This is a genomic window from Gulosibacter sp. 10 (assembly GCF_900163695.1).
In the GTDB taxonomy this organism is placed as follows: domain Bacteria; phylum Actinomycetota; class Actinomycetes; order Actinomycetales; family Microbacteriaceae; genus Gulosibacter.
Genome location: NZ_FUIC01000051.1, coordinates 13,768 through 38,237, shown reverse-complemented (window position 1 = coordinate 38,237; position 24,470 = coordinate 13,768). Strand labels below are relative to the sequence as shown.

Annotated in this window: 21 protein-coding genes; 9 read left to right on the top strand and 12 right to left on the bottom strand. The window is 73.9% G+C overall.

Going from position 1 to position 24,470, the window contains the following annotated elements; all coding sequences use genetic code 11:
* Positions 1–120 precede the first annotated feature (120 nt).
* Together fdhD and FM112_RS15595 are read left to right on the top strand one after the other, a co-directional pair.
* The gene (gene fdhD / locus FM112_RS15600; protein ID WP_087009286.1) at positions 121–972 is read left to right on the top strand and encodes a formate dehydrogenase accessory sulfurtransferase FdhD; all 852 of its coding nucleotides are present in this window, start codon (positions 121–123) and stop codon (positions 970–972) included.
* Entirely contained in the window at positions 966–3,278 is a 2,313-nt protein-coding gene (locus FM112_RS15595) for an FdhF/YdeP family oxidoreductase (protein ID WP_087009338.1), read from the top strand. The genes fdhD and FM112_RS15595 overlap by 7 nt, the downstream gene beginning before the upstream one ends.
* A gap of 726 nt (positions 3,279–4,004) precedes the next feature.
* Here the strand turns inward: FM112_RS15595 and FM112_RS17345 are convergent.
* The 5 genes from FM112_RS17345 to modA all read right to left on the bottom strand — a co-directional run bounded on the left by FM112_RS17345 (position 4,005) and on the right by modA (position 9,873).
* The gene (locus FM112_RS17345) at positions 4,005–4,889 is read right to left on the bottom strand and encodes a type IV toxin-antitoxin system AbiEi family antitoxin domain-containing protein (protein WP_176386878.1); all 885 of its coding nucleotides are present in this window, start codon (positions 4,887–4,889) and stop codon (positions 4,005–4,007) included.
* A gap of 296 nt (positions 4,890–5,185) precedes the next feature.
* Positions 5,186–6,286, bottom strand: coding sequence for a DUF2207 domain-containing protein (locus FM112_RS15580; protein ID WP_176386877.1), 1,101 nt, complete (start codon positions 6,284–6,286; stop codon positions 5,186–5,188).
* A 682-nt stretch (positions 6,287–6,968) separates the two neighbouring features.
* Complete coding sequence (locus FM112_RS15575) at positions 6,969–8,315, bottom strand: sulfate/molybdate ABC transporter ATP-binding protein (RefSeq protein WP_176386876.1); 1,347 nt, start codon at positions 8,313–8,315, stop codon at positions 6,969–6,971.
* Entirely contained in the window at positions 8,312–9,121 is an 810-nt protein-coding gene (gene modB / locus FM112_RS15570) for a molybdate ABC transporter permease subunit (RefSeq protein WP_087009275.1), read from the bottom strand. Before modB ends, FM112_RS15575 begins: the two co-directional genes overlap by 4 nt.
* Positions 9,118–9,873 carry a molybdate ABC transporter substrate-binding protein gene (gene modA / locus FM112_RS15565; RefSeq protein ID WP_217874632.1) on the bottom strand — a complete coding sequence of 252 codons (756 nt, stop codon included), beginning with the start codon at positions 9,871–9,873 and terminating at the stop codon, positions 9,118–9,120. Before modA ends, modB begins: the two co-directional genes overlap by 4 nt.
* Positions 9,874–10,018: 145 nt before the next feature.
* Between modA and FM112_RS15560 the strand changes: the two genes are divergently transcribed.
* The 5 genes from FM112_RS15560 to FM112_RS15540 are packed head-to-tail and all read left to right on the top strand — an operon-like array spanning position 10,019 to position 13,861.
* Entirely contained in the window at positions 10,019–11,530 is a 1,512-nt protein-coding gene (locus tag FM112_RS15560; protein WP_087009273.1) for a HesA/MoeB/ThiF family protein, read from the top strand.
* On the top strand, positions 11,527–12,768 hold the full coding sequence (glp, locus tag FM112_RS15555; protein WP_087009271.1) for a gephyrin-like molybdotransferase Glp: 1,242 nt from the start codon (positions 11,527–11,529) through the stop codon (positions 12,766–12,768). The genes FM112_RS15560 and glp overlap by 4 nt, the downstream gene beginning before the upstream one ends.
* A complete protein-coding gene (moaC, locus tag FM112_RS15550) occupies positions 12,765–13,295 on the top strand; it encodes a cyclic pyranopterin monophosphate synthase MoaC (protein WP_087009269.1) in 531 nt (176 codons plus the stop codon). Before glp ends, moaC begins: the two co-directional genes overlap by 4 nt.
* 43 nt (positions 13,296–13,338) lie before the next feature.
* Entirely contained in the window at positions 13,339–13,638 is a 300-nt protein-coding gene (locus FM112_RS15545; protein ID WP_087009267.1) for a DUF6457 domain-containing protein, read from the top strand.
* Positions 13,631–13,861, top strand: coding sequence for a MoaD/ThiS family protein (locus FM112_RS15540; protein ID WP_087009265.1), 231 nt, complete (start codon positions 13,631–13,633; stop codon positions 13,859–13,861). The genes FM112_RS15545 and FM112_RS15540 overlap by 8 nt, the downstream gene beginning before the upstream one ends.
* A 618-nt stretch (positions 13,862–14,479) precedes the next feature.
* Here FM112_RS15540 and moaA read toward each other — a convergent pair.
* From moaA to FM112_RS15515, 5 genes are all read right to left on the bottom strand, one after another.
* Positions 14,480–15,556: a GTP 3',8-cyclase MoaA gene (gene moaA / locus FM112_RS15535; RefSeq protein WP_087009262.1), complete on the bottom strand. Its 1,077-nt coding sequence runs from the start codon at positions 15,554–15,556 to the stop codon at positions 14,480–14,482.
* Positions 15,556–15,975: a molybdenum cofactor biosynthesis protein MoaE gene (locus tag FM112_RS15530; RefSeq protein ID WP_087009260.1), complete on the bottom strand. Its 420-nt coding sequence runs from the start codon at positions 15,973–15,975 to the stop codon at positions 15,556–15,558. The genes moaA and FM112_RS15530 overlap by 1 nt, the downstream gene beginning before the upstream one ends.
* Positions 15,972–16,544 (bottom strand): isochorismatase family protein, encoded by a 573-nt coding sequence (locus FM112_RS15525; RefSeq protein WP_087009258.1) that lies wholly within the window; start codon positions 16,542–16,544, stop codon positions 15,972–15,974. The genes FM112_RS15530 and FM112_RS15525 overlap by 4 nt, the downstream gene beginning before the upstream one ends.
* A gap of 114 nt (positions 16,545–16,658) precedes the next feature.
* Positions 16,659–18,032 carry a D-alanyl-D-alanine carboxypeptidase/D-alanyl-D-alanine-endopeptidase gene (locus FM112_RS15520; RefSeq protein ID WP_140400727.1) on the bottom strand — a complete coding sequence of 458 codons (1,374 nt, stop codon included), beginning with the start codon at positions 18,030–18,032 and terminating at the stop codon, positions 16,659–16,661.
* Between the two features lie 135 nt (positions 18,033–18,167).
* On the bottom strand, positions 18,168–19,361 hold the full coding sequence (locus FM112_RS15515) for a YbfB/YjiJ family MFS transporter (protein WP_176386875.1): 1,194 nt from the start codon (positions 19,359–19,361) through the stop codon (positions 18,168–18,170).
* An 89-nt stretch (positions 19,362–19,450) separates the two neighbouring features.
* On the opposite strand from FM112_RS15515, the gene FM112_RS15510 reads away from it, so the two are divergent.
* Together FM112_RS15510 and FM112_RS15505 are read left to right on the top strand one after the other, a co-directional pair.
* The gene (locus FM112_RS15510; RefSeq protein ID WP_087009252.1) at positions 19,451–20,302 is read left to right on the top strand and encodes a universal stress protein; all 852 of its coding nucleotides are present in this window, start codon (positions 19,451–19,453) and stop codon (positions 20,300–20,302) included.
* 56 nt (positions 20,303–20,358) lie between these two features.
* Positions 20,359–21,198: a universal stress protein gene (locus FM112_RS15505; protein WP_087009250.1), complete on the top strand. Its 840-nt coding sequence runs from the start codon at positions 20,359–20,361 to the stop codon at positions 21,196–21,198.
* A gap of 76 nt (positions 21,199–21,274) precedes the next feature.
* Here FM112_RS15505 and FM112_RS15500 read toward each other — a convergent pair whose 3' ends face one another.
* Entirely contained in the window at positions 21,275–22,888 is a 1,614-nt protein-coding gene (locus FM112_RS15500; RefSeq protein ID WP_217874630.1) for a GMC family oxidoreductase, read from the bottom strand.
* 42 nt (positions 22,889–22,930) lie between these two features.
* Complete coding sequence (locus FM112_RS15495; protein ID WP_087009248.1) at positions 22,931–24,433, bottom strand: aldehyde dehydrogenase; 1,503 nt, start codon at positions 24,431–24,433, stop codon at positions 22,931–22,933.
* Between the last annotated feature and the right edge of the window lie 37 nt (positions 24,434–24,470).

Genomic DNA, 24,470 nt, shown 5'->3' with positions numbered 1-24,470 from the left:
TCCGCGTCGCGCGGCACGTCGGCCGGGTGCCGCCGGAACGTCCCCGAGCCCGTGAGCCGGCGCCCCGCCGCACCCGATAGGCTGGGACGGATCTGGTCTCGAGCGCAGGGAGGCGGAACGATGTCGAGGGTCACGTCGCGTCGTCGCGCCGTGCTCGTGCGCGCGGATTCCGGCGCGAGACCGGTGCGCGAGACGCTCGCGGGCGAGGAGCCGCTCGAGATCCGCGTGAACGGGCGGCCGCTGGCCGTCACGATGCGCACCCCGGGCCACGACTTCGACCTCGTGGCCGGCAACCTCGTCTCCGAGGGTTTCCTCGCCGATGCGCGGGCGCTCGCGACCATGCGCTACTGCGCGGGCAAGGACGAGCGGGGCGAGCAGACCTTCAACGTGATCGACGCCGCCGTGCTCGGCCTCGATCCAGACTCCATCGCCGAGCGGCGAGTCGTCACCACGAGTGCCTGCGGGGTCTGCGGCACCACGTCGATCGACGAGGTGCGGCGGCAGTCCCGCTTCCCCGCCGAGCCCTCGGGGAGCATCGACGTGGATGCGCTGCTCGCGCTGCCCGACCGCCTCCGCGAGGCCCAGGCGCTGTTCGACTCCACCGGCGGCCTCCACGCCGCGGGCCTGTTCGCCCTCGACGGCGAGCTCCTGTGCGCCCGCGAGGACGTGGGCCGGCACAACGCCGTGGACAAGGTCGTCGGCTGGGCGCTCCGCGAGCACCGCCTCCCGCTGCGCGACACCGTGCTGCAGGTGTCCGGCCGCGCGTCCTTCGAGCTCGTGCAGAAGTGCCACCTCGCGGGCATCCCGATCATGTCCGCCGTCAGCGCGCCCTCCTCGCTCGCCGCCGACCTCGCCGACGAGGTCGGCATCACCCTCGCGGGGTTCAGCCGGGGCGACCGCGTGACGATCTACACCCATCCCGACCGCGTCGGGGCCACCCCATCCGCCGTCAGCCGAGGAGCCGCATCGTGAAGCGCTACAAGTCGCCGGTCCAGGACATCAACGAGGACGATCTCGAGGTCGGCAAGCCGAAGCAGGCGGCAGCGGGCGTCAAGGGCGTGACCGTCGCCTTCCAACGCGGTCTCGAGCAGGGCGGCCTCGCACGCACGGCCCGCTCGATGCTCCGCATCAACCAGCGCGGCGGCTTCGACTGCCCCGGCTGCGCCTGGCCCGAGCCCAACGGGCGCCGCAAGACCGCGGAGTTCTGCGAGAACGGCGCGAAGGCCTTCGCCGAGGAGAACACCAAGCGCCGGGCCGACCGGGCGTTCTGGGCCGAGTACTCGATCGCGGACCTCGCGGACAGGACCGAGTACTGGCTGGGCCAGCAGGGGCGCATCACCGAGCCGATGATCATCCGGCCCGGCGAGACGCACTACTCCCCCATCCCCTGGCAGGAGGCCTTCGAGCTCATCGGCGAGCGCATCCGCGCCACCACCCCCGACCGCTGCGTGTTCTACACCTCGGGCCGCACGGCGAACGAGACGGCCTTCATGTACCAGCTCTTCGCCCGCTCCGTCGGCACGAACAACCTGCCCGACTGCTCGAACATGTGCCACGAGTCCTCCGGCAGCGCCCTCAACCCCACGATCGGCGTGGGCAAGGGCACCGTCGACCTCGAGGACATCCACCGGGCGAAGCTCGTGCTCGTGGTCGGCCAGAACCCCGGCACCAACCACCCGCGCATGCTCTCGGCCCTCGCCGAGTGCCGCGAGAACGGCGGCCGGGTCGTCTCGGTCAACCCGCTGCCCGAGACGGGCCTCATGAACTTCAAGGACCCGCAGACGCCGCGCGGGGTCGTGGGCAAGGGCGTGCGCATCTCGGACGAGTTCCTGCAGGTCAGGGTCGGCGGGGATCTCGCGCTCTTCCAGGCCTTCGGCCACCTCCTGCTCTCATTCGAGGAGGCGGCACCCGGCACCATCGTGGACCGCGAGTTCGTCGAGACCCGCACCGAGCACTTCGAGGCCTACCGCGAGGCGCGGCGGACGATCGACTGGGACGAGACCGAGCGCGCCACGGGCCTCGGCCGAGACGAGATCGCGAAGGTCGCGCGGATGCTCGCGGACTCCGACGCGACGATCATCTGCTGGGCGCTCGGCGTCACGCAGCAGCCGCACTCGGTCGACACGCTGCGCGAGTTCGTGAACATCCTGCTGCTGCAGGGCAACTTCGGCAAGCCCGGCGCCGGCGCGTGCCCCGTGCGCGGCCACTCGAACGTGCAGGGCGACCGCACGATGGGCATCTGGGAGAAGCCCGCGCCCTGGCTGCTCGACGCCATCGACGAGGAGTTCGGCATCGCCTCGCCGCGCGAGCACGGCTACGACTCGACCGACTCCATCGCCGCGTTCGAGAATGACGAGGTCGACGTCTTCGTCTCGATGGGCGGCAACTTCGCGAGCGCGAACGCCGAGACCGAGCGGCTCGAGGCGGGGATGCAGCGGGCGGGCCTCACGGTCCACATCTCGACCAAGCCGAACCGCTCGCACGTCGTGCACGGCAGGACCTCGATCATCCTGCCCACGCTGGGCCGCACCGACATCGACGACAAGCATCCCGGCGGCGCCCAGTTCCTCTCCGTCGAGGACTCGATGTCGATGGTCCACTCCACGCAAGGGCGCCTCAAGCCCGTGTCCCCGCACCTGCTCGCCGAGCCCGTCATCGTCGCGCGCATGGCCGAGGCGACCTTCGGCCCCGACCACGTGATCGACTGGCGCGCGATGGCCGACGACTACGACGTCATCCGCGACCGCATCTCGCGCACGCTGCCCGGATTCGAGGACTTCAACCGCCGCGTGCGGCAGCGCAACGGATTCCAGCTGCCGAGCCCGCCGCGCGATACCCGCACCTTCGCGACGCCCACGAAGCGCGCGCAGTTCACCGTGAGTCCGCTCGAGTACCTGGAGGCGCCCGAGGGCTACCTCATCCTGCAGACCATGCGCTCGCACGACCAGTACAACACCACGTTCTACGGGCTCGACGACCGCTACCGGGGCATCAAGAACGGCCGGCGGGTCATCCTCGTGCACCCGGACGACCTCGCCGCGCTCGGCTTCGAGGATCGCGAGCTCGTGGACGTGGTGAGCGTGTTCCGCGGCGAGGAGCGGCGGGCGGATGCGTTCCGCCTCGTCTCCTACCCCACGGCGCGCGGCTGCGCGGCCGCCTACTTCCCGGAGGCGAACGCGCTCGTGCACCGGGACCTCAAGGCGCGGGAGTCGAACACCCCCGGGTTCAAGGCGATCACGGTGCGCTTCGAGCGGGTGCACGCGCCGCAGATGTCCTAGGGTCGGGTCCGGGCCGCTCCTCGCCGGCGCGCGGCGCGTGGCGCGTGGCGAGCCCGGATCCCGACGCTCGACGCCCTATCCTGCACTCGGCGCCCTGCCCTGCACTCGGCGCCCTGCCCTGCACTCGGCGCCCTGCCCTGCACTCGGCGCCCTGCCCTGCACTCGGCGCCCTGCCCTGCACTCGGCGCCCTGCCCTGCACTCGGCGCCCTGCCCTGCACCGGGCGTCCCGCCCGTCCTGCCCTACGCCGAGTCCGGGATGAATAGCCGCCGCATCCCCATACTCGGCGCCGCGCCGCCATGCGCCCCATCCCGGCTTCTGTCGCTTACCTTGCAGCGGGCTCACCGGCGCCCCCGCCCGTAGCCCTCGCCCCCTGGGCACGCCGGCCGAGTCCCTGCAGCCACCGCATGCGGCGGATCGCGGACGGCGATGCGACGAATAGCCGCGGCATCCACCGTTGCTCCGCCGCGCAGCCATGCATCCCCATCCGGCCATCCCGCGCTCCCAGAGTGCAGGGCAGGGTGGTTTCCCGACGCCCGTCCATCCCCATTCGGCCGTCTCGACACGCCCTAATGCGCCGCCCTCCCTGTCCGGCCTGCGCCATCGCCGAAGAACGCCTGCCGCAGGCTGTTCGGCACACACGGCGGAGAGGCTCGGGAGGGCGGCATGCCGCAGCGCACCGGGGTGGACTGTTCGGCGCGCACGGCGGAGGGGCTCGCCGCAACCGTCAGGCCGCGAGCGGGCCGAGGTGCTCCCGCCGCCGGATGAGGGCGAGGACATCGCGGCCCACCTCGTCCAGCCCGTGCATCGCCTCGGCGTAGGTGAGCCGCAGCACCCGGTATCCCATCCGCAACAGCATCCGGTCCCGGGCGCGGTCCTTCGCGTAGGCCGAGGGATCGGTGTGATGCATCCGGCTGTCGATCTCCACGATGAGGCGGTCGCCGATGAGGAAGTCCACCCGGCAGCCGCGGCAGATCCGCGCCTGGGCCCGGAACCGGATGCCGTGGGCGACGAGCCAGAGGCGGAAGCAGGTCTCGGTGCCGGATTCCGCCGTCCCGGCGACCCGCGACAGCACCTCGCCGCCCTTGTAGCCGGCGCGTTCCGCGACCCGGCGGAGCAGACCCCACGTGATCCTCCGCGTGTGCAGCGCCGAATCCGCGAGGATCACCGCCGTATCCCGCGGACGGCTCAGCATCGCGGCGAGCAGCGCGGTGGGCGCCTCGTCGACCGCGCGGACCACCGGCAGGTCCCTCGAGCGCGGCAGCGCATACGGCTCGATCGCCGCGGGTTCCCCTCCGGGTGGCGCCGGGATCGTCAGCCGCGCGACCCGCGCCCGTTCGCGCGCTCGCACCTGGAACGGCTCGCCCGCCGGGATCCAGAGCCCGTGCCTCGCGAGAGCCGCCGAGCCGCTCATCGCGCCGCCCGCCGCGACCGCGCATCGGACATCCTGCTCGACATCGGGCCGGGCGTACCACCCCGGCCGCAGCCTGATCAGCGTCCCGGTCTCGGCCCACCGGCGAAGGTCGTGGCGGGTCGCGCCGAGGCCGCGGAGCTGCGCCGTCGTCGCCACGCCGTCGTGCTCGGCGAGATGTCGGTCGAAGCGTCGGTCCATGGCACCAGTCGACCCGAATCGGGCCATCTTTTCCCGGCGCCGGCTTCGGCCTGTGGAGGACTGCGCATCCCCAGCCGCAGGGGCGAACGCGCGGCAGTCGTTCCCGCGTGTACGATCCGGGCTGCCGGTCCGCCCGCGCCGGGTTGTATGGCCGACGCATCCGAGTATTCGACTCGGCGAGGCTATTCGTCCCGGTCGAGCATGCACCTGGCGTTCAGACCTCGAAGGATGCCGCGACGAGGCGGCCCGTGTCCACGCAGTCCGCCGGCGAATTCGGGTCCCTGCTCCTGTTCGGCTCAGTCGCCGCCACCGCCGCCGTCTCCGCCACCGCCGTCTCCTCCGCCGTCGCCGCCGAGGCCGCCGTCCCCATTGCTGTCGGCGCCGCTGCTCTCGAGGCTGTCCGAGAAGCTGTCCAGGGAGCCGCCGAACGACCCGAGGCCCGTGTCGGGCAACCCGCCGTCGGCGCCCGTGCACCAGTTGGGCTCGCCCTGCCCCGCGGCGAGCGAGAGCCCGCGCACCAGGTCGCCCCATTCGGCGAGGATGCCGAACACCGCCGCGTAGGGCAGGAGCCGCTCGTACAGGTGGAGCAGCTGCCCGGCCGAGTGCGGATCGCGATGCGCCGTGGCCGGGGCCTGCAGCATGCGCAGCCGGTCGACCTCGGCGATCGTCATGAACATCCGCAGTCCCTCCAGGTGCTCGAGCACGGCCCTGCCGTGCTCGGTGGGGCGCCGCGCCCCGTGAATGCGCCGGATCCCGAGCAGCTGCAGCGCGCCGGCCGCCCAGCAGAGCAGTGCGAGGAGCACGTCGAACGGCTCGGGCAGATTGCGGATGATCCACAGGCCGAGGGGGACGTTGCCGCCGAGCGCCAGCACCGCCATGAAGACCGGGAAGAGCATCATGACGCCCGTGTTCGCTGAGCTCGACATGGTCGGGTCCTCGCGGATGTCCCGCACGAGCGTCCGCAGCCGTCGTCTCGTCGCCTGGTCGACGCGGTCGAGTTCGACGAGTGGTGCGGACGGGGAGGGGAAGAACGTGGTGAGCACCGTCCCGGCCTGGCCGGGCAGGCCGTGCGGGAGGGGATGCGCGAGCTCGATCCCCCACCGGGTGCCGCGGCCGGCGCCCCGGGTGAGCGCCACGATCCGGATCGCGCCCAGCACCGCGAGCTCGAGCAGCTCGCCCGCGACGCCGTGCCGGCCCTTCGGGAGCAGTGTGGCCGCCTGCAGGGGCGAGACGCCCTCGGGCGGCTCGTAGCGCGGATAGATCGCGCGGTCCTTCACCGAGAACGCGCGCGTCCGCTGATGCAGATAGACGATGAAGACGGCGATCTGCACTGCCGAGAGGAGCACCGCGGCGATGGCGGCGATCACGAGGAGCGTCGAGTCGACATAGCTGGGCACGGGGTTCCGCCTTCGTGTCGTTCGGCCGAGTCGCCTGATTCTACGAGCCGGCGATGGCCTCGCGCCGGGCGTGCCGGACGGGTTGGGCGTGCCGGGTGCACCGGGCGAGACCTGCGGAGCGAGACGGGATCGATAGAGGAACCAGACGACCGGACAGCGGGGGCGCGGGAGAGAAGGAGGCTGCGGGAGTTGGACAGGGTTTCGGGGATTGGACAGAGTTTCGGGGATTGGGATAGAGCCGCGGGAAAGGAACTAGGGCTGCGCGGATGGGGCGGGGCTGCGCGGATGGGGCGGATGGCCGGGCAAAGCAGCTCTCCGCGTCGGCAAGGCTATTCGCCCCGAACCGGCAGACGCCCCCGAACCAGCAGACTGCCCATCCACCGGCCGCGCCGCAGACCAGAACACTCCCAACCCGAACAGCGACGAATAGCCCCGCGAAGCACACATCTGAGCCCGCGAGGCTATTCGCCCCGAACCGGCAGGCTGCCCCCGAACCAGCAGACCACCAATCCACCGGCTGCCCCGCAGACCAGAACACTCCCAACCCGAACAGCGACGAATAGCCCCGCGAACCATGCATCTGAGCCGGCAAGGCTATTCGTCCCGAACCGGCAGGCCCTCGAACCGGCAGGCCCTCGAACCGGCAGACCGCCCCGGACCGGCAGCTGACCGGTTCAGCGGCTTAGCTACTCAGCCGCTCATCCGGCTCCGGGGCAGCGGGCCGGATCCGACCGCCGAGCACCGAGACCCGCACGGGCGTCCCGGAGGCGGGCGCCGCATCCGCCGGAACCCTGGCGAGCAGCCCGCTCTCGAGCCGCGCCAGCACGGCCGAGCCGTCGCCGACGAGCGACTCGACGCGATCCTCGGCTCCCGGAGCCCCAGCCCGCGCCTCCGAAACACCAGTGGCACCGGGGGTACCGGGAATGCCAGGAACACCGACAGCCATCCCAGCCCTGTCTCGATCCTCTTCGCCGGCGGCCTCCTCGAGCCGCACCTCATCCGGCCGCACCAGCAGCAGCGCCGCATCGCCCGGTTCGAGCCCAGGTTCGGCCACCGGCCCGCGCCTCGGCCCGGAGTCGACACCGTGCCCCAGTCCGGCCTCGGAACCCGTGCCAGGTTCGGCCGCCGATCCCGACTCGGCCCCCGATCCCGGCCCCGGCCCGACTCCATCCCCACCCGCACCTCGCAGCGGGATGCGCACCCCCGTGCCGGTCGCGAAGCAGCCCGCCTCGATCGTCCCCGTCAGCCGCGCGAGCCCGGCGAAGGACGCGGCGAAGCGGCCGGCCGGGGCCCGCGCGAGGTCGCGGGTGCCGAGCGACTCGACCACGCGGCCGCGTTCGAGCACGAGCGCCCGCTCCGCGAGCCGGAGCGCGTCGACGAGGTCGTGCGTGACGAGCAGCAGCGAGAGCCCCCGCGCCTCGACCTGCGCGGCAATGAGCTCGCGCACCTGCACCGTCGCGTCCACGTCGAGCGCGGCGAAGGGCTCGTCGAGGACGAGCAGCCCCGGATCGGTCGCGAGCGCCCGGGCGAGCGCCACCCGCTGCCGCTCGCCGCCCGAGAGCGTGGCCGGTCGCGCATCCGCGAGATGCTCCGCCTGCACCTCGCGCAGCAGCTCGAGCGCACAGGCCCGAGCGTCCGGGCGGCGGGCGCCGGCCGAGCGCGGGCCGAAGGCGACGTTGTCGAGCACCCTCAGGTGCGGGAAGAGCAGACCGTCCTGCGCGAGGAAGCCGATGCCGCGATCCTCGATCCGGGTGCCGCGCAGCGCCCTGCCGCCGAGCTCGAGGGTGCTCTCGGGCGACAGCTCCGCGAGCCCGGCGATGCCCGCGAGCAGCGTCGACTTGCCCGAGCCGTTAGGGCCGATCACCGCGAGCCGCTCCCCGGCGCCCAGCGCGAGCTCCACATCCAGGGCGAACCCTCCCCGGCGCACGATCGCCCGGCCGGCCAGCGTCGGGTCCGCACCTCCGCCGGATGCCGTCGCCGTCGATGCCCGTGCGCCCGGCGCGCCGTCCTCCCGGGTCCTCCCGCTCATACGCCCTGCACCCGCCATCCGCGGACGGCGATGAGCACGGCCACGGCCGAGGCAACCAGGATCACCGCGAGCGCGTAGGCCTGCTCGGGCCCGCCGACCGCGCCGTTGAACACCGAGTAGATCGCGAGCGGCATCGTGCGGGTGACCCCTTCGACATTCCCCGCGAACAGGGCCGTGGCGCCGAACTCAGCGAGCGCGCGGGAGAAGCTCATGGTGGCCCCGGCGAGGATGGCCGGCCGGATGAGCGGCAGCGTGACCCGGGCGAACACGCCGCCGCGCCCAGCACCCAGGGTGCGCGCGACCGGCTCGAGCCGGGGGTCGATGGCGCGCACGGCCTGCTCGACCGAGATCACGAGGAAGGGCAGCGCCACGAAGGTCTGCGCGATCACCACGGCCGGTGTCGTGAACGGCAGCGCGATGCCGAGCGAGGCGAGCAGCCCGCCGACCGCGCCGGTGCGGCCGAACAGCGAGAGCAGCGCGAGGCCGCCCACGAGCGGGGGCATGAGCAGCGGCACGAGCACGAGTGCCCGGCCGAGGCTCGCGGGACGCGGCCGGGCTCGGGCGAGCGCCGTGCCGAGCGGCACGCCGAGCAGGATGCAGGCGATGGTCGCGATGAGCGCGGTGCCGAAGGAGAGCCCGAGCGCGCCGAGCACGGTCGGCGAGGCGAGGATGCCCGGGAACTCGACCCAGTCGACGCGCAGCAGCAGCGCCGCGAGCGGGGCGATGATCGCGAGCAGCGCGAGCCCCGCGAGCACGGCGACGGGCCAGGGCGTACCGCCCCGGTGGAGGCTGCGCGCGGGGGTCACGGCACGATCAGGCCGGCCTCTTCGAGCACCTCGCGCCCCGCCTCGGAGCGGACGTACTCGACGAAGGCGGTGGCGGCGGGGCTGTCGCCGAGCGCGGTGATCGGGTAGCGGTTGACGACCTCGGCGGCCTGCTCGGGCTCGACGGCCTCCAGGTCGCCGCTCGAGGTCACCACGTCGCTGCGGTAGACGAGCGCCGCGTCCACCTCGCCGAGCTCCGCCTTGGCGAGTACCGAGGACACGCTCGTCTCCTCGGTGGCGCCGGCGATCTCGACCCCCGCGAGGCCGAGCAGCTCCTCGGTCGCGGCGCCGCAGGGTACCTCGACCGCGCAGATCGCGATGCGCAGGTCCTCGGCCTCGAGGTCCTCGAGCCCCTGGATGTCGTGCGGGTTGCCCGGCTGCACCGCGATGACGAGCGTGTTCTCGGCGAAGATCGAGAAGTCGGTCTCGACCCCTGCCTCCTCGAGCGGCGCCGCGCTCGGTTCGCTCGCGAGCGCGAGGACATCGGCGGGCGCGCCCTCGATCACCTGCTGCACGAGGTCCTGCGAGCCGGCCGTCACGAGCGGTGCGACCTCGACGTCGGGATGCTCGGCAGAGAAGTCGTCGATGATCTGCGTGAACGCCTGATCGAGCGAGGCGGCGGCGAGGATGTGCAGGGTCTCGCCCTCGCCCCCGTCCTGCGCGCTGCACGCGCTCGTGCCGAGGAGCAGCGCCGCTCCCGAGGCGATGGCCAGTCCGCTGCGGATCGTCTTCATCGTGGTCCCTCTGTCGCGTCTTCGGAACATGCGGCGCGAAGCGCACGGCGGCCGCACCGTCGAGTCTATCCGGCCCGGGGCAGGGCCGAGACCGTGGCCGTCCCCCGCCGGGCGGCGCCCGCACGGGTTCCGATAGGTTGGTGCCATGCCGTCCAGCGCCCCGCAGCAGTCAGCCGGCCCTCTCGCGTCCGCGGAGCGGCGCGAGCGCCAGGCCCGCCACGAGCGGCTGCTCGGCTACGGCGCCCCGGGCCTCGCCCGCGCCGCGGCGGCGCGCGTGGTCGTGATCGGCGCGGGCGGGCTCGGCTGCCCCGCGCTGCAGCTGCTCGCCTCCTCCGGCATCGGCGCCCTCGACGTCGTCGACCACGACGAGGTCGAGCGCTCGAACCTCGCCCGGCAGATCCTCTTCCGCGAGGCCGACCTCGGGCTGCCCAAGGCCGAGGTCGCGGCGCGCGCCCTCGCCGGGCTCGGGCCCGGTGCCGAGGTCCGCCCGATGCGCGTCGTGCTCGACCGCGGCAATGCGGCGGCGCTGGTCGAGGGCGCGGATGCGGTGCTCGACACCACGGACCACTGGCCCACGCGGTTCGCCGTGGCCGACGCCTGCCGCGCGGCGGGCATCCCGCTCGTCTGGGGCAGCGTGCTCGGCTGGGACGGGATGCTCACGGTGCTCTCGGGCCGGCCCGGCGATCCGGGGCTGGACGATCTACTCGACCGCGATCGGCAGCTCGCGACGCCCGGCCCGGACTGCGCCGCCGCGGGCGTGTTCGCGCCGCTCGTGGGCGAGATCGGCGCGGCGATGGCCGGCGAGGCGCTCAAGCTCGTCACAGGCTCGGGTAAGCCGATGATCGGCGTCGTGCGGTCCTGGAACGCGCGCACGGGGCGGGTGCGCGAGATCCCGCTCGTCGCACGGGCGCGAACGGATGCACGGACGGATGCGAATGCGCACGCGCGTGCGAGGGCGGATGCGCGACCGGGACCGGACGCGCACCCCTCGAGCATTCGCGACGCAGGGGATGGACACGCGCATCCGCCCACCCGGCCGGATGCGGACGCGCCGGGGCACGGGGCAGATCCCGCGCTGCCAGCCGCCACGCCGGCGGATCCCGCGCCGCCAGATTCCGCGCTGCCGGATCCCGAGCTGCCGGATCCCGAGCTGCCGGATTCCGCGCTGCCAGATCCCACGCTGCCAGATCGCACGTCACCGGATCCCACGCCTCCAGGTCTCGCGCTGCCCGCGGACGCCCTCATCGTCGATGTGCGCCCCGCGGCCCATCCCGAACTCGCGCTCGACCGCGAGGCCGCGCGCGTACCCCTCGAATCCATCGCCGAGGCGCTCGCCTCCGGCCGCGACCTGCCCGGACTCGATCTCTCGCGGCCGCTCCGAGTCGTGTGCGCGCAGGGCCCCCGCGCCCGGTACGCCGTCGGGTTGCTCCGCGAACTCGGAGCGGAGCGCGTCGAGGCGCTGCCCGGCGGGATCCCCGCGCTCGCGCCCCTGCTCGCCGGGTCCCCGCAGCCGCGCCCGGCGCCGGCCCCGGCTCAGGTCCCCTCCGGTCCTCGGAACCCCTCGGCTTCCCAGAGCCTCTTCGCTTCCCAGATCCCCTCCGAATCCCAGGCCCCGCCCGAGGCCCGGCCCGAACCCCCGCATCAGGAGTACGCATGATCCCCTTCGACGGCCAGCTCGCCGCGGTCATCGCCGCCGCCGAGCCCCTCGCCCCGAGGCGCGTGCCGCTCGCCGAGGCGCGCGGCCTCCGCCTCGCAGAGCGCGTCGTCTCGAGCGTGCCGCTGCCCGGCTTCGACAACTCCGCGATGGACGGCTTCGCCGTACGGCGCGAGGATGTGCTGGGCGCGGGCGAGGACGCCCCGGTCGAGCTGCGGGTGGTCGCCGACGTCCCCGCCGGCTCCGGCGCGAATCCGCCGCTCGGCCCGGGCGAGTGCGCGCGCGTCATGACCGGCTCGCCCGTGCCCGCGGACGCCGACGCGATCGTGCCTTTCGAGGCCACCGCGCAGGGCGTCGACGTGCGCGCCGAGGCCGCGTCGGCCGTCGCTGTGCTGGCCGAGCCGAAGCCCGGCGCCCACATCCGCCGCCGCGGCGAGGATGCGCCCGTCGGCGCGGTCGTCGCCGAACCGGGCGAGCGGCTGGGTGCCCGCGTGCTCGCGGGCATCGCCGCGGTCGGGGTCGCGGAGATCGCCGTACGCCCCCGCCCGCGGGTCGCGCTCATCGCGACCGGCGACGAGCTCGTGCGGCCGGGCGGGGAACTCGAGCACGGACGGCTCTACGACTCGAACACGACGCTCGTGCGCGGGCTCGTCGAGGAGGCCGACGCGGAGCTCGTCGGCGAGTTCCGCGCCGGCGACGGGGGCGGGGAGTTCGCGACCGCGGTGGAGCGCGCGGCTGGGCTCGCCGACGTGATCGTGACCACCGGCGGGGTGAGCGTCGGCGCCTTCGACGTGGTGCGGATCGAGCTCGAGGGCGCGGCGGATGCGACGGCCGGCGTCCGCTTCGACAAGGTCGCGATGCAGCCGGGCAAGCCGCAGGGCTTCGGCCGCCTCGCCTCGGGGGCCCTCGTCTTCGCGCTGCCCGGCAACCCCGTGAGCGTGTTCACCTCGTTCGAGGCGTTCGTGCGGCCCGCGCTCGGCGTGCTCCGCGGCGACGGCCCCGAGCCCCGCCGCGTCTCCGAGGCCGAGGCGGCGGAGGGCTGGCGGTGCCCTCCGGGCCGGTTGCAGTTCATGCCGGTACGATTCTCGGCACCGGGGCGTGTGGTCCCCGCCACCGCCGGCGGCTCGGGGTCGCACCTCGTGAGCCGCCTCGCGGCCGCCGAGGCCATCGCCCTCGTACCCGCCGAGGTCGACGCCGTCCGCGCGGGCGACCGACTGACGATCTGGGAGATCCTGCCATGACCGCATCCGACTTCACCCACCTCGACCGCTCGGGCCATGTGCGCATGGTCGACGTCACCGACAAGGAGCCGACCGTTCGCAGCGCCACCGCCCGCGGCTTCGTGCGCTGCTCGCCCCGGGTCGTGGAGGCGCTGGGCGACCGCGCCGTGCCGAAGGGCGACGTGTTCGCGGCCGCGCGCATCGCCGGCATCGCCGGCGCCAAGCGCACCGCCGAGCTGCTGCCGCTCGCGCACATCATCGGCGTGCACGGCGCGACCGTGGACCTCTCGCTCACCGCGGAGGGCGTGCAGCTGCGCGCCACCGTCCGCACCGCCGACCGCACCGGCGTCGAGATGGAGGCGCTCACCGCGGTATCCGTGGCGGCGCTCTCGATCGTCGACATGGTGAAGGGCATCGACAAGGGCGTCGCGATCGAGCGCATCGAGCTCGTCGAGAAGACGGGCGGCAAGTCCGGCATGTGGCGCCGCCCGAGCGACCAGTCCTCGCCGCTGACCGGTGCGATCCCCACCATCCCCGTCGAGGACTGAGCCGAGCATCGCCCGCCGCCGACCGCACCGACAAGGAGCCGCCATGAAATCCCTCCCCGAAGGCCTGCAGGAATGGGTCGACCGCTGCGCGCCCGCGCTCGGCCTCGACCCCGCCGACGTGCCGATCGCCGAGCTGCTCGGCATGACCGGCGTGGTCGCGCACGGCGTCGTGCGCCCCGCCGCGCCGGTCACCGCCTACCTGCTCGGCCTCGCGGTGGGCCGGGGCACGGTGCCCTCGGATGAGGCGGGGGATGCGGCGATCCGCGCCCTCGTCGCCTCGCTCGAGGCCGAACCCCTTCTCGCGGGCGAGGCGCGGCCGGACGGGGAATTGCGCGATGCGTGAGGTCCGGCTCTTCGCCGCGGCGGCGGATGCGGCCGGGCTCGAGGAGACGCGCGCCGAGGCCGGCACGGTCGAGGCGCTGCGCTCGGAGCTCGCCGAGCGCTTCGGGCCCGAGTTCGCGCACGTGCTCGAGCAGTGCTCCCTGCTCGCCGAGGGCAGGATGATCGACGCCGGGCCGCTGCCGCCCGGTCGGGTGGACGTGCTGCCGCCCTTCGCCGGCGGCTGAGCACGCCCGCCGGTCTCCGCGGTCCTGGCCTCCGCGGTTTCCAGGTCCCGGGCCCCGTGGATTCCAGGTCCCGGGCCCCGTGGTTTCCAGTCTTCGAGGTTTCCGGGTCCCGGCCTCCGCGGTTTCCGGTCTCCGCGGTTTTCAATCTCCGCGGTCCAGCGCCTCGGGCTACTCCCGGCGCCCGGATTGCGACGGATAGCCGGGCGAGCGCCCCATCCTCCTCGGCGGAGTCATGCGTCCCGATGCCGCAGCAGCCCGGCCGCACCGGACGACGGACCGCGCCGGACGACGCCGGCCCGGCTCCCAGCACGGCGGCCCGGTCCCTCCCGCGCTGGGACGAATAGCCCGCCGGAGCCCGCATCCGTCATCGCGGCGCCATGCGCCCCACAGCGGCCGCGCGTCGCGCGTGGAGACCCGCGCCAACCTCCCGGAGCCCCGACAGCAACACCGCGCCTCCAAACAGGCACCGCATCACGCCCCGGGAGCCCCGACCGCAGACACCACGCCTCCAAACGGGCACCGCGCCACACTCCGGGCCCCGGCGGACAGCCACCGCGCTGATAATGCAGACCCGCGCCCCCGCAAGCGTGCACCCCGCCCGCGGCCGGTCGGCTCCGGCTAGCCGCCGATCGCCGACATCGGGCGCTGCGGCTGCAGGAAGCCGGGCTCGTCGATGCCGTGCCCCGGCCGCTTCGCCGCGATCGAGCCGCGGATGATCCGCGCGATCGCCGCGTCCCGCCCCGGCTCGTCGAGCGCCTCGTCGCGCAGCACGGCGCGGAGGTCCGACTCCTCGCGGGCGAAGAGGCAGTTGCGGATCTGCCCGTCGGCGGTGAGCCGGACGCGATCGCAGGCCCCGCAGAACGGCGCCGTGACCGAGGCGATGACGCCGACCGTGGCCGGCCCGCCGTCCACGGCGAACACCTCGGCGGGCGAGGCGCCGCGCCCCGCGACCCGCTCGAGCGAGAACTCGCGCCGCAGCTCGGCGAGGATCTCCTCGCCCTCGACCATCGCGTCGCGCCGCCACGTGTGGCCCGCGTCGAGCGGCATCTGCTCGATGAACCGCAGCTCGGCCTCGTGCTCGACCGCGAAGCGCAGCAGGTCGCGCAGCTCGTCGTCGTTGACGCCGCGCATGGCCACCGCGTTGAGCTTGAGCGGCCGCAGCCCGCTGGCCCGCGCCGCCCGGATGCCCTCGAGCGCGTCGTCGAGGCGGTCGCGCCGCGTGAGGTCCCGGTACTTCTCGCGGTCGAGCGTGTCGATCGACACGTTGAGCCGCTCGAGCCCCGCGTCCACGAGGTCGTCCATCATCTTCGGCAGCGCGAGGCCGTTCGTGGTGATCGAGACGCGCATCCGCCCCGCCTCCGTCTCGATCGCCGCGAGCCGCCGCACCACCGTCACGACGTCGGGCCGCAGCAGGGGCTCGCCGCCGGTGAGGCGCATCTCGACGATGCCGAGCGAGGCCGAGACCTCGGCGACGCGCACGAGCTCGTCGGTGGTGAGCAGCGTGTCCTTCGGCAGCCACGGCACCCCGGTCACCGGCATGCAGTACGTGCAGCGCAGCGAGCACCGGTCGGTGAGCGAGATGCGCAGGTCCCGGTGCGCCCGCCCGTAGCGGTCGACGAGCGGCCCGTCCTGGGGCACCTCCGCCGGGGCCGGCTCCGCGGCGCGGATGAGGGGGATGCCGAGCGAGACCGCCATCAGGAGATCCCGACCCAGTGCGAGGCGCCGTCGGCGGTGCGCTGCCGCTTCCACACGGGCAGCTCGCGCTTCACGAGCTCCACCAGCTCGCGGCAGGCGTCGAAGGCCTCGGCCCGGTGCGGCGAGGAGACGAACGCGGCGATCGCCGCATCGCCCACCCGCAGGGCGCCGACGCGGTGCGTGACGGCGATCGTCAGCGCCGGCGCGTCGACGCGCCCGGCGAGCTCTCGCAGGCGCCGCCCGGCCTCGGGATGCGCGGAGTATTCGAGCAGCTCGACCGCGCCCTCCGCCTCGGGGTCGTGGTCGCGCACGACGCCCACGAAGGACGCGACGGCCCCGGCGTCGGGGCGGCTCACGGCCTCGAAGTGCCGCCCGATGTCGAGCGGCTCGTCGGCGAGGGCGGCGATCGCGACGCTCATCGGTCGACGACGCTCCCGCCGGCCGCCCGCACCTCGGCGAGCGCCGCGGCGCGCGACTCCTCGCCCACGGCGGAGGTGAGCCCGTCGAGCACGCGCACATCGAGGCCGGCCTCGAGGGCGTCGAGCGCGGAGGCGCGCACGCAGTGGTCGGTCGCGATGCCGACGACGTCGAGCTCGCGGATGCCGCGCTCGGCGAGCACCTCCGCGAGCCGCTGCCCGGATTCGGTCCTGCCCTGGAACGCGGAGTAGTGCGGGGCGCCCTGGCCCTTGAAGACCTCGACGTCGATGAGCGCGCGGTCGAGGCCCGGGTGGTAGTCGGCCCCGTCCGTGCCGGCCACGCAGTGCACGGGCCAGGTGTCGACGTAGTCCGGCTCGGCCGCGAAGTGGCCGCCGTTGTCGCCATCGGCGTCGTGCCAGTCGCGCGAGGCGAGGACGAGGGCGTACTCGTCCCGATGGGCGCGGGCGTGGGCGGTCACGTCCGCGGCGACCTGCGCGCCGCCCTCCGTGCCGAGGGCGCCGCCCTCGGTGAAGTCGTTCTGCACGTCGACGATGAGAAGCGCTCGAGCCATTCGCCCATTGTCCCGCATCGGCGCCGGATCCGCACCCGGCTCGGACTCGGGCTCGGGCGCGACCGGATGCCGCCGCTCGGGGAGCCCCCGGTGCCGACCGCCGGGATCGATCGGCTAGTAGTTCGAGAGCCGGCCGCCGCAGTGCCACACGGCGGTGGCGATCGCATCGAGCTGGTTGCGATTGGCCACGCCCGCCTTCGCGGAGCCGTCGGGGTCGGCGACCGGGGTGAAGATCGCGAACAGCAGCTCGGTGCCGTCCTCGGCCTCCATGGTGCCCGCGAGCGAGTAGACCTGGTCGATCCAGCCGGTCTTGGCGGTGATCGCCCCCTCGGTCACGCCCGGCAGCCGGTCCTTCAGGGTGCCGTCGATGCGGTTGCGCGGCAGCAGGTCCATGAGCCCCGCGAGCTCGGGGTCCTCCTGCATCCGCTGCAGCACCTCGATGATCGTGAGGGAGGAGGCGCGGTTGTCGCGCGAGAGCCCCGAGCCGTCGGCGCCGTGGAAGCCCGGCGCCTCGACGCCGAGCTCGGCGAGCGAGGCGTCGGCGGCCTCGCTGATCGCGTCGAAGGTGTTCCCGGTGCCGCGCTCGATGGCGACGAGCCGGGCGAGCGCCTCGGCCACGACGTTGTCGCTGTCGAGGAGCACGTAGTCCACGAGCTCGGACACGGGCTGCGACCAGACCTCGGCGATGGGCTCGGAGCCGGGCTCGATGCCGATGCCCGGGTCCACGCTCGCGCCGAGCGCGTCGGCGAAGGCCGCGGCCGCGTCCTGATCGGGCGTGCGGCTGCGCTCGGAGTAGATCTGCGCGGGGTTCTCGCGCCCCGCATCCGTCATCAGGCCGGTGATCGGCGTGACGTAGCCGTCGCGCCGGTCGGAGTCGTTCCAGCTGGGATGCCAGGCCTCGCCGCCGAACACCGACGAGTCGTAGCCGACCGCGGTGGCCCCGCCGGCGCCCTGCACGGCCGCGGCGAGGTCGAGCACCGAGGCGGTGGCGCCGGAGTAGTAGCTGGTCGTCGAGGACTTCAGCGTGGGGTCGCCGCCGCCGACGATGACGACGCTGCCGGGCTGGTCTCCGGGGTACACGCGGGTGGGGATGCGCGTATCGGGGCCGAGGGTGACGAGCGCGCTCGTGGTCGTGATGAGCTTCATCACGGATGCGGTGGGATGCGTCCCCGTCGGGTCGCGCTGGAACAGCACCTCGCCCGTCTCGTTGTCGAGCACGAGGCCGTGGAAGTCGAGAGCGGCAGGGTCCGCGGTCTCCCCGTCCACCGAGCACGTCCGCGGCGCGGCCGCGAGCGCCGCCTCGGGCTGCGCCGCCGCCTCGAGCAGCTGCGCGGGCCTGGGCGCGAGGTCCTCGGCGGGCGGTTCGACGCGCAGCTCCTGCGCGGCGAGCGCGCCACCCGCGGCCGAGCCGATGCCGAGCACGGCGATGACCGCGGCGCCGATGAGACGGCGCAGCATCCCGCCCTGCGACGAACCGTGTTTGCCCACGGCGCTCCCTCCGATGGTTCCGGGCGCGACCGCCCGCGATTCCGAACCAGCACCATCCTAGGCGGCGGAGCGCGCCCGCGGGAGGCGGAACGGCCCCGGGGATCGGCGGGGCCCGGGACGCGCGCCGATCCGCGCTCAGTCCGCCGCGCGCTCCCCGCCGCGGCGCCGCAGCGAGAGCACGAGCGCGAGCCCGAGCAGCAGCGAGGCTCCGTTGATCGCGGCCGCGACGACGAAGGCGCCGGTGTAGCCGTCGTCGAGCAGCGGCACCACCGCGAGCGGCCCGAGCAGCTGCCCCAGGCTGTACAGCGCGGTGAGCTTGGCGGCCGCCGCACGGACCCCCAGATGGATCATCCCGGTGGCGAGCATGACGGCGGCGGTGAAGGTGCCGCCGTAGAGCGCGGCCGAGACGACCGTGGCGGCCACGCCGCCCACCAGCACCGGCAGCACGCCGGCGACCACCTGCAGCACGAGCGTGAGGGCGTAGGCCGCCGCCGGGCCGATGCGGTCGGCGATGCTCCGCCACAGCGCCGTCGAGGGCACCGCCGCGAGGCCGGCGACCACCCAGAACCAGGAGCCGAGCCCCTGGCCGAGCTGCGTGTCGACGAGCACCACGAGGAAGGTGCCGAGGATGATGTAGCCCGCGCCGAGGAGCCCGTAGCTGCCGAGCAGGAGCGGCCAGGACGCGCGGGGCGGGCGCTCGCGCCTCGCCGGCCCGGGGGTCGGCGCCTGGGCGCGCTCGGGCTCTGCCGACGCGGGACGGGTCGCGGTCGGTGCGGAAGGGGTCGCGGCCGGCCGCGGGTCGAAGCCCCAGACGACCGCGGCGGCGAGCAGGAGGAAGCCGAAGGCGACCCACCACTGCGTCTGCCAGGGCATGTCGGCGGTGATGCCGCCCACGAGGCCGGTGAGCGCCACCCCCGCGCCGAGGCCGGCGTAGACGCGCCCGGGGTCCACGCCCTGGCTGCGCCTCGATGCCACGGCCTGCGCGACCGAGACGAAGACGATCGCGCTCGCGATGCCGGCGAGGATGCGCGCGACGAACCACAGCGCGATCGAGGGCGAGGCCATGAGCGCCAGCGTGGCCGCGAGCGCGAGGAGCGAGAGCCGGAACGGCCAGGGCCGCTGCAGCCGTCGCCCGACGAGCATGACGAGCGCCCCGACGAGGTATCCCAGATAGTTCGCCGAGGCGAGCGCCGCACCCGCCTCGGCGCCGATCGCGCCCTGCGCGGTCATGGCCCCGAGCGCCGGGGTATAGACGAATCTCCCCACCCCCATCGCCGCGGCGAGCGCCATCGCCCCCTGCCACGACGCGAGGTTCGCTTCGCGTCTCACAGGGGCGACCCTACCCCGCCGCACATTCGGCTCCAAGTTGCGCATCCTACGATGGGAGAAAGCACCCGGACCTCATAGAGGAGGACGTCATGACCAGTCGAATCGTCGTCGGAATCAATGGTTCCCATGCGGATGGCAGCGCGGTCGCATGGGCCGCCCGTCTCGCGGCTCGGGAGGGCGGCTCCCTGCTCCTGTTCACCGCCGTCGACCCGCTCCCCCGCGTCGGCACCGTGGAGGGCGTCGAGAGCGTCGAGGAGTGGGCGAACGATCTCCTGTCGGGTCACGCCGAGGCCGCCCGCAAGATCGCTCCGGATGTCGAGCTCCGCACCGAGGTGCAGCGCACGTCGAGCCTCCCCGCCACGTTCGAGGAGGTGTCGAGCCGCGCGAGTCTGCTGGTGATCGGCAGCGACGCGGGCGATGAGCTGCGGGGCAGACACCCGGGCAGCATCCGCATCGCGGCCGTCAGCAAGTGCCCGGTCGTGGCGGTGCCCGACGAGGACGTCTCGGGCCGCCGGGGCGTCGTGGTCGGCGCGGACGGCTCCGACACCTCCGCCAAGGCGATCGACTTCGCCGCCGCCGAGGCCGCCGCGAGCGGCGAGCCCCTCATCGCCGTGATGTCCTGGCAGAGCGACGTGGCGTACGGCTACGGCTACGGCTACGCCTTCGCCTACGTGGACGACTTCCAGCAGGCGATGGAGGCGAGCTGCCAGGAGGAGCTCGACGTCGCGCTCGAGCGCGTCACCTCCACCTACCCGGATCTCGAGATCCAGCGGGTGATCGCCGAGGGCCGCCCGTCGGCCGTCCTGAACGAGGCCGCGGCGGCGGCGCGGATGCTCGTGGTCGGCTCGCACGGCCGCGGCGCCTTCCGCCGCCTGCTGCTCGGCTCCGTGAGCCACGAGCTGCTCGGCTCGATCGTGGTGCCGACCGCCGTCGTCCGCTAACCGAAACCGCCCGCGGCCGGCGGGAGCCGGCCCCGCCAGAACCGAGGAGGCCTCTCATGACCACCCGCATCGCCGTCGGGATCAACGGCTCCCCCGCGGATGCCCGCGCCGTCGAGTGGGCGGCGCGCCGCGCCGCCCGCGACGGCGCCGCGCTGACCGTCTTCGCCGCGATGAACCCGCTGCCCGAGGGCGGCACCGCCGTCGAGGTGAAGAACCTCGAGCACTGGGTCGACGGCCTGCTCTCCGAGCACGCGGCCGCCGCCCGGGCGCTGGAGCCCGACGTCGAGGTGCACACCGAGGTCGAGCGCTCCACGAGCCTGCCCGCCGCGTTCGAGAAGGTGTCGAGCCGCGTCGACCTGCTCGTGATCGGCGGCGACACCGACGAGGAGCGCGGGGAGAAGCGGCCCGGCACCGTCCGCATCGCGGCCGTGAGCGAATGCCCCGTCGTCGCCGTCCCGGATGTGGACGTGTCCGGGCGCAGCGGCGTCGTCGTCGGCGTCGACGGCTCCGAGGTCTCCGCCAACGCGCTCGAGTTCGCCGCGGCCGAGGCCGCCGCCGTCGGGGAGCCGCTCATCGCCGTCATGGCCTGGCAGAGCGACATCTCGTACGGCTACGGCTACGCCTCGGTGGAGCGCTTCCAGCTGACGCTGGACGGCCACTCGCGGCAGGAGCTCGAGACGGCGCTCGAGTCGACGGCCTCGAACCATCCGGGTCTGGAGATCCGGCGCGTGGTCGCCGAGGGCCGCCCCGCCGCGGTGCTGAGCGCCGCCGCCGAGAACGCCCGGCTGCTCGTCGTCGGCACCCACGGCCGCGGCGCCTTCCGCCGGCTGCTGCTGGGCTCGGTGAGCCACGACCTGCTCTGGAACGTCGCGCTGCCGACGGCGGTCGTCCGGTAGCCGCCCGGCCGACGAGGAGGGGCGTCCCGCTTCTGCGGGGCGCCCCTTCCTCCGTGCGCACCGGTGCGCGCCGTCGTTACGAGACCCGCATGAGATCGGCCGCCTTCTCGGCGATGGCCACGGTCGGGGCCTGCGTGTTCGAGGAGTTGATCGAGGGCATGACCGAGGCGTCGACGATGCGGAGCCCTTCCATCCCGTGCACGCGGAGCCGTCCGTCCACCACCGCCTCGTCGTGGTCGCCCATCTGGCACGTGCCGACCGGGTGGTATCCGGTGCGGCCGAAGCGGCGGGCGAAGCGGATGTAGTCGTCCTTCGTCCGGAAGGAGAACTCGTCGTCGATGAGCTCCCGCGCGATGTGCTTCGCCATGGCGGGCTCCTGCATCATCTCGCGCGTCTGCCGCACCCCCTCCGCGCTCATCTCGACGTCGTAGTCGTCGGCGAGGTAGTTCGGGTCGATCTTCGGCATCACCCGGGGATCCGCGGAGGCGATGGCGACCGTGCCCCGGCTCCGCGGCCGGAGGAAGTAGGAGTTGATGGTGACCCCGCGGCCCACCGGCGCGGAGGCGATGCCCGCCTCCGACCCGGATGCCGGCAGGAAGTGGAACTGCAGGTTCGGCCTCGGGTCGTCCGGGTCGCCCTGGCTGAAGGCCCCGCCCTCGACGCCGGTCGAGGTGAGCGGGCCCGAGCGGAAGGCGAGGTACTGCAGCCCGGCGGAGACCATGCCCGGGCCGACGCGCTGGATGCGGTCGAGCGAGCCGAACTCCTTGAGCTCGTAGATGATGTCGAGGTCGCAGTGGTCCTGCAGGTTCTTGCCCACCCCGGTCAGCGCGTGGCGGGTCTCGACCCCCGCGGCCGAGAGCACGGCGGGGTCGCCGATGCCGGAGAGCTGCAGCAGCCGCGGCGTCCCGATGGCCCCCGCGGTCACGACCACCTCGCGGTCGGCCTCGAACCGGCGGGCCTCCCCGCCGACGATCGCGGTGACGCCCGTCGCCCGCCCGCCCGAGAGTTCGATGCGCCGCACGTCAGCGCCGGTGAGGACGGTGAGGTTCGGGCGGCTCCGCACCCGGCGGGGCAGGTAGCCGGTGGCGGCCGAGCATCGCAGCCCGTCCGGGGTGGTGGTCCGCTGGTAGAATCCCGCGCCGATCGGATCCCCGCTGTTGAAGTCGCCGTTGAACGGCAGCCCGTGCTGCTGGGCGGCCTGCACGAACGCCTGCGTGAGGGGGTGCGGGGCCATGAGGTTCGAGACCTTGAGCGGGCCGTCGTTGCCGTGCAGCGGCCCGGAGAGGTGCTCGTTGCCCTCGGATCTCACGAAGTACTCGAGCAGGTGCGCCCAGTCCCAGTCCTCGTAGCCGGACTGCTCGGCCCAGCCGTCGTAGTCGGACGGGATGCCGCGCGTGTAGACCTGCGCGTTGATCGATCCGCCGCCGCCGAGCACGCGGCCCTGCGAGAACGGCACCCGCTTGGCGTCCGCGTGCACCTGCGGCACCGTCTCGTAGCCCCAGCCGTATCTGCCCGAGGACAGCTTCGCGAACCCGAGCGGGATGTGGATGAACGGGTGCCGGTCGGCGCCGCCCGCCTCGAGCAGCAGCACCGTCACGTCCGGCCGCTCCGTGAGCCGGCTCGCGAGCACGCACCCTCCGGTGCCGCCGCCCGCGATGACGTAGTCGTACGATTCCTTCAGCTTCGACAAGGTCTTCTCTCCTTCGAGATCGATATCGGTCCGGCGCCGGCGCTACTGCTCGACGCCGAACACGGGGGCCGCGGGCGCGAGCCGCACCGTGATGGTCTTGGGCTCGGTGAACTCCTCGTAGCCGGCGCGGCCCATCTCGCGGCCGTACCCGGAGCGCTTCAGCCCGCCCGTGGGCATCTGCGGCGCGTTCTCGAGCGTGGTGTTGACCCACACGGTGCCCGAGCGGATGGCGCGGGCGACCGGCAGCGCGGTCTGCATGCCCGCGGACCACACGGTGTTCGCGAGGCCGTAGTCGACGTCGTTCGCGAGGGAGATCGCCTCCTCGGCCGTCGAGAAGCGCGTGACGGCGAGCACCGGGCCGAAAATCTCCTCCTGGAAGATCGGGTCGCGGCGATCGACGCCGTCGATGAGCGCGGGGCGCACGAAGTAGCCGTCCGCGAGCGGGCCCTCGGCGAGGGCCTCGCCGCCGAACACGATGTCGAGTCCGCGCGCCCGGGCGTCCTCGACGTAGCCGAGCACCGTCTCGAGGTGGCCGGCGTGGATCATCGCGCCGACGTCGGTGGACTCGTCCTTCGGGTCGCCGACGCGCACCCTGGCGAAGGCCTCGACGAGCACGGCGAGCAACTCGTCGGCCACGGATTCGTGGACGAGCAGCCGGGTCGTCGCGACGCAGCACTCCCCCGAGTTGTACATGGCGCCGGTGATGATGCCCGTGGCCGCCTGCTCGAGGTCGGCGTCCGGCAGCACGATCGCCGCCGCCTTGCCGCCCAGCTCCATCGAGAGCCGCTTCGTGGTGCTCGCCGAGGCCCGCGTGATCTCGGCGCCGACCTCGGTGCTGCCCGTGAAGGAGAGCACGTCGACGTCGGGCGACTCGGCGAGGGCCGTCCCGACCACCGAGCCGCGCCCGGTGACGATGTTCACGACGCCGGCCGGGATGCCGGCCTCCTTGCAGAGCCTCGCCACCTCGACGGTCGTGCCCGCCGTGACCTCGGCGGGCTTGACCACCGCGGTGCAGCCGGCGGCCAGCGCGTACGGCAGCTTCTGCATGAGCTGCAGCAGCGGGAAGTTCCAGGGCGTGATCATGCCGATGACGCCGGCGGGCTCGCGCACGACCATGGACACGACGTCGGCGTCCACGTTGTCGACGACCTCGCCCGTCTCGGTCTGCGCGACGGCCGCCGCGTACCGCGCCATGGCGATCGAGCCGGCGACGTCCCCGCGCGCCAGGCGGATGGGCTTGCCCACCTCCTCGGTCTCGATCCGCGCGAGCCGCTCCGCGTCGCGCGCCATGAGGTCCGCGAGCCGGAGCAGCGCGGCCGAGCGTCGCGGCCCGGTCCACCGCGGCCAGTCCCCTTCGTCGAACACCCGCCTCGCCTCGGCGATCGCGCGCTCGACGTCCTCGCGGGAGGCCCGCGCGAATCGGGCGACCTCGCGGCCGGTCGCGGGATCGCTCCGGGTCGAGGTCTCCGCGCCCGGCTCCTCCTCGCCGGCGATGATGAGCCCGTAGGACCGGATAGTATTTTCGCTCGCTGCCGAGATCGACATGTTCCTCCTCCTCGAGGTTGCAACGTTCCCCGGACCA

Bases quoted from the DNA above. Each gene is read 5' to 3' on its own strand.
- FM112_RS15560 (WP_087009273.1), top strand. From the start codon at position 10,019: ATGCCGTCCAGCGCCCCGCAGCAGTCAGCCGGCCCTCTCGCGTCCGCG.
- glp (WP_087009271.1), top strand. From the start codon at position 11,527: ATGATCCCCTTCGACGGCCAGCTCGCCGCGGTCATCGCCGCCGCCGAG.
- modA (WP_217874632.1), bottom strand. From the start codon at position 9,873: ATGAAGACGATCCGCAGCGGACTGGCCATCGCCTCGGGAGCGGCGCTG.
- FM112_RS15510 (WP_087009252.1), top strand. From the start codon at position 19,451: ATGACCAGTCGAATCGTCGTCGGAATCAATGGTTCCCATGCGGATGGC.
- FM112_RS15495 (WP_087009248.1), bottom strand. From the start codon at position 24,433: ATGTCGATCTCGGCAGCGAGCGAAAATACTATCCGGTCCTACGGGCTC.
- FM112_RS15505 (WP_087009250.1), top strand. From the start codon at position 20,359: ATGACCACCCGCATCGCCGTCGGGATCAACGGCTCCCCCGCGGATGCC.
- moaC (WP_087009269.1), top strand. From the start codon at position 12,765: ATGACCGCATCCGACTTCACCCACCTCGACCGCTCGGGCCATGTGCGC.
- FM112_RS15525 (WP_087009258.1), bottom strand. From the start codon at position 16,544: ATGGCTCGAGCGCTTCTCATCGTCGACGTGCAGAACGACTTCACCGAG.
- FM112_RS15540 (WP_087009265.1), top strand. From the start codon at position 13,631: ATGCGTGAGGTCCGGCTCTTCGCCGCGGCGGCGGATGCGGCCGGGCTC.
- FM112_RS15545 (WP_087009267.1), top strand. From the start codon at position 13,339: ATGAAATCCCTCCCCGAAGGCCTGCAGGAATGGGTCGACCGCTGCGCG.
- moaA (WP_087009262.1), bottom strand. From the start codon at position 15,556: ATGGCGGTCTCGCTCGGCATCCCCCTCATCCGCGCCGCGGAGCCGGCC.
- FM112_RS15575 (WP_176386876.1), bottom strand. From the start codon at position 8,315: ATGAGCGGGAGGACCCGGGAGGACGGCGCGCCGGGCGCACGGGCATCG.
- FM112_RS17345 (WP_176386878.1), bottom strand. From the start codon at position 4,889: ATGGACCGACGCTTCGACCGACATCTCGCCGAGCACGACGGCGTGGCG.
- FM112_RS15530 (WP_087009260.1), bottom strand. From the start codon at position 15,975: ATGAGCGTCGCGATCGCCGCCCTCGCCGACGAGCCGCTCGACATCGGG.
- fdhD (WP_087009286.1), top strand. From the start codon at position 121: ATGTCGAGGGTCACGTCGCGTCGTCGCGCCGTGCTCGTGCGCGCGGAT.